Here is a 2365-nt window from a genome sequence, read left to right on the forward strand (position 1 = left end):
TTTTCGATTGGGAGTTTAAAAGGGCTTTATGCCGTTCTAAAATAAGAGAAGTTTTACCCCAAGGAGGATATGCTATAAATCTATTAGATAAACTTAAAGCAATCACACAAAAGAACAACTAATATATTTTTACCATTATGAAAGAATTATTTTCAATAAAGTCTTTTCCAGCTGAAGGGTTACACAAACGAGATGTTGAGGATAGTACTATAAGTGAGGCTTTGCAAACTATCTATCCTAAAAACAAATCGTCTAACTTATGTATGATATGGAATGGGGTGGCTTTGGATTTAGAAATGCACGATGAGGTTGCCGATATTTATTGGGATATTGTCAAAATGCTATACGATATGTATGAACAACCTTTATCCGAAACAAAAGTGCATTGGGGTAGTAATGCTTTTATGGCAGAGTGGATAATAAAACCCTATAATGATATGCTTTCCATTAGTGTTTATTGGACAGCTTTAAAACACAAAAAGCATCTTTTGCCTGAACTGAACACGCCTAATGATACAATTCACATCAAAAGAGAGGTTTTTATTGCTTATTGGTTGGAATTACTGAGAAAAATACAGGTTGATTTAAAGCAACAAGGTTATAATGAAAGTAATTTAGAAGATTTTTACCATATCGATACTATTTTTAGACATTATTATTCCCATATTTAAATTAAAACTACAATGAGAACTGTAAAGAAAAAAGCAAGTGTTATACGATTAAAATATACTCCATCAGCAGGTTGGTTGGATATAAATTTTGGCGGAGAGATTTTTCGTTTGCTAAAAGGGGAGGTAATGCTCGACAAAACCCCTTATAGCGATGAAACTTTAGTACCTATTGAAAATCCAACCATAGAAGGTGATATTTTCTCCTATCAAGTAGGGAAAACCTTATATAAAATGGACTGTTCCACTATAGAAGGAGCTATGGATTTAGCTCTGTTAGTTCAGAAACTAAAGAATGAAACTAAAATAGTAAAGAATTCTATTGATGAGGATTTTGAAATTGCTTTAGAAAAAAAAGAATTAGCTTTCAGTATTGGTGATTTCAATAGAATGATATTGATAGACTATAATGAATACGGGAATGAATTTACAGAACGTTTCCCAGAACCAACGAAGTGTTATGCAATGGGAGATTATCACGTGGAAAATGGCATTATCTATGTACAAACAGTAGGGAGAAATTTAGATGATGAGAATGACCCTGTGATAGACTATCAATATCAGTGGCAGCTGAAACTAAATAAGGTACTGCAAACTACTCTTGAGCGATTGCTAGAAATAGGAAGAGGGAAAAAGAATATGAATATTTGAAGACCTCCCCGTGTTGAGTAAAAAAATAACTTGCAAAATCATTATTTCTTTGGATTTTTGCAAAAAACGACAATTTATTTCTTTGGATTTTTGCAAAAAACGATGATTTATTTCTTTGGATAATTTAATTTTTGTATCTTTGCCCTTTGATATATAACTACTTATAAGATGTATTACCCAAGACTAATAGACAGCTATCTAAAAGAATGGGCTTTACGCCCTGCTCACAAACCTTTGTTGTTAAGGGGTGCCCGTCAGGTGGGTAAATCGACAGCAGTAAGAGAGTTGGGCAAACAATTTGAAAATTTCGTAGAAATAAACTTAGAAAAGCAACCTTCATTTATACAACTCTTTCAGGGAGACCTTGATGTAAAGCGTATAGTGCCTCAGCTTTCGGCTATGGTGGGAAAGCCTATTGTTGCTGGACAAACACTGCTTTTTATAGACGAGATACAAGCGGCAGGCGAGGCAATTATGGCATTGCGTTTTTTTAAAGAAGATATGCCCGATTTGCACGTGATAGCTGCAGGTTCTCTCTTAGAGTTTGCTCTCGAAACATTGCCAACTTTTGGGGTGGGGCGTATCCACTCTATGTTTGTCTACCCAATGACTTTTGATGAGTTTTTAAGGGCTTGTGGCGAAACTTTGCTATTGGAAGCGCGCAATAGTGCTACTGCCGAAGCGCCTTTACCATTACCTTTGTACGAGAAGTTAGTAGGGTTATTTCGTTCTTATATGTTGGTAGGAGGGATGCCAGAGGTAGTAGCCAAATGGGTAGCAACACGCGATTATTTGGCTTGCCAAGAGGTGCAAGACGATATTGTACTCACCTATCAGGACGATTTTCCTAAATACCGAAAGAGAGTAGACCCTACCTTACTTAGACTTACCCTGCAAAGCGTCGCCTTACAAATAGGCAGTAAGTTTGTATACTCGCAAGTAGGAGGAGGGGGATACCATAGTAATGAGGTGAAAAAAGCGTTGGAATTGCTTATTTTAGCGGGTATAATCACCCCTGTAACGCACACCGATGCTAACGGGCTTCC

At 36.4% G+C, this 2365-nt stretch carries 3 protein-coding genes; all 3 read left to right on the top strand.

Annotated features, from left to right (window positions below; translation table 11 throughout):
- Positions 1-137: 137 nt before the first annotated feature.
- A complete protein-coding gene (locus Q0162_RS09530) occupies positions 138-671 on the top strand; it encodes a hypothetical protein (RefSeq protein WP_297891088.1) in 534 nt (177 codons plus the stop codon).
- Positions 672-683: 12 nt separating this feature from the next.
- Positions 684-1319, top strand: a complete 636-nt coding sequence (locus tag Q0162_RS09535; protein WP_297891089.1) for a hypothetical protein — start codon at positions 684-686, stop codon at positions 1317-1319.
- Between the two features lie 168 nt (positions 1320-1487).
- A partial coding sequence (locus Q0162_RS09540; protein WP_297891090.1) for an ATP-binding protein occupies positions 1488-2365 on the top strand: 878 nt, incomplete at its 3' end.

The sequence above is a fragment of the uncultured Capnocytophaga sp. genome (assembly GCF_937936315.1).
Lineage (GTDB): Bacteria > Bacteroidota > Bacteroidia > Flavobacteriales > Flavobacteriaceae > Capnocytophaga.